The organism is Globicatella sanguinis NBRC 15551 (assembly GCF_001552295.1).
In the GTDB taxonomy this organism is placed as follows: domain Bacteria; phylum Bacillota; class Bacilli; order Lactobacillales; family Aerococcaceae; genus Globicatella; species Globicatella sanguinis.
On sequence record NZ_BCQX01000224.1, the window covers coordinates 1 to 1,228 of the forward strand.

The following is a 1,228-nucleotide window of genomic DNA, read 5'->3' on the forward strand; positions in this document are numbered from 1 at the left end:
GATTGCGATATAATAGAATTAAATGCATTATATAAAAGTATATAAAAGTATATAAAAGCTTTGAGGTGACCATAATGGAATTTTTAATTTTTTTCATGATTTTGATTTTACTTTGTCATCCCTTAGTATTATCGGTTGTTACATACACTTGGTTGACGATTAAAGGATTGATCTTTTTAGCTTTAAAACTATTATCGATTTTATTTGAAAAGTTAAATATAAAATTGTAATTTTCATCATAGTAGTTTTATTATTTATCGGCCTTACTCTTATCCATATGAAAGAGAAGGCTGTTTTTGTTTGTCAATCACAACAATATTTTATTGAATCGGCACAATACCCAACAGCATCTGCTAGCCTCACTTAAAGCCGATCAATTTTGTGAACTTTAGTAGGGCACAAAATCAAATTTTATGTTTGGATTACTTTTATTTTTCCGTATCCTATTACAAAAGAAGAATTAAATTTTAGCTTTACATCAGTGAGATGACAAATATAATTTTCTTTAAATGGTAGGGAAATTGCTCGGAGATAAGCACTTCTTCATTGCAAACCCTCTTCCATATTGAGATAATAGGGGATAGACGAGGAGTGAGAGTTATGAATTTTGATCATACAGCTTTTGCTGTTTTTAATGAACCTGAACTAGCAGGAAGAATGGCGGCAATTCAAGCACGTATTCAACCAACTTTTCAATATTTTGGTGATATTTTAGCAGAACATCTTCATGAACAATCATCACAATCAACGGAGGTGTTCGTGCATATTGCAAAACATTTACGGAGAACGACTTATCCACCAGAATCAACATGGGTAGCGATTGGTGGAGATAAACGTGGATATAAGAAGTATCCTCATTTCCAAATTGGTATTAATGAACATTATGTATTTTTCACGTTGGCGTTAATTGATAATCCACTCCATGAAAAAGAGATTGCTCAATTATGGCAACAAAAATTATCAGTATTTAAAGAGTTGCCACAAGATTTCGCAGTCATTCCGGATCATACCCAGTTTGGGTTTCAAGAGGGGCCGGATATTGATTGGGCAAACTTGCTTGAACGTTTGGAAAAAGTAAAAAAAGCTGAGTTAATGATAGGAAGAATCTATCCAAAGGATTCAGAGATATTAAGTGATAGTAAATTATTAACGAAAAGTTTCATTGAAACTCAAGATGAACTGATGCCGTTTTATATGGAAGCCATGTCATTTTATTAAAATTTTGATT

2 protein-coding genes are annotated in these 1,228 nt (G+C 32.1%); both read left to right on the plus strand.

Features of this window, described 5'->3' with window-relative positions; genetic code table 11:
- The first annotated feature begins 74 nt into the window (after nt 1-74).
- Complete coding sequence (locus GSA01S_RS10825) at nt 75-230, plus strand: hypothetical protein (RefSeq protein WP_157064834.1); 156 nt, start codon at nt 75-77, stop codon at nt 228-230.
- 370 nt (nt 231-600) lie between these two features.
- Nucleotides 601-1,218, plus strand: a complete 618-nt coding sequence (locus GSA01S_RS10235; protein WP_066127302.1) for a DUF1054 family protein — start codon at nt 601-603, stop codon at nt 1,216-1,218.
- The last annotated feature ends 10 nt before the right edge of the window (nt 1,219-1,228 follow it).

What these genes read in the sequence shown, in the direction of transcription:
- GSA01S_RS10825 (WP_157064834.1), top strand. Translation starts at nt 75, where the DNA reads ATGGAATTTTTAATTTTTTTCATGATTTTGATTTTACTTTGTCATCCC.
- GSA01S_RS10235 (WP_066127302.1), top strand. Translation starts at nt 601, where the DNA reads ATGAATTTTGATCATACAGCTTTTGCTGTTTTTAATGAACCTGAACTA.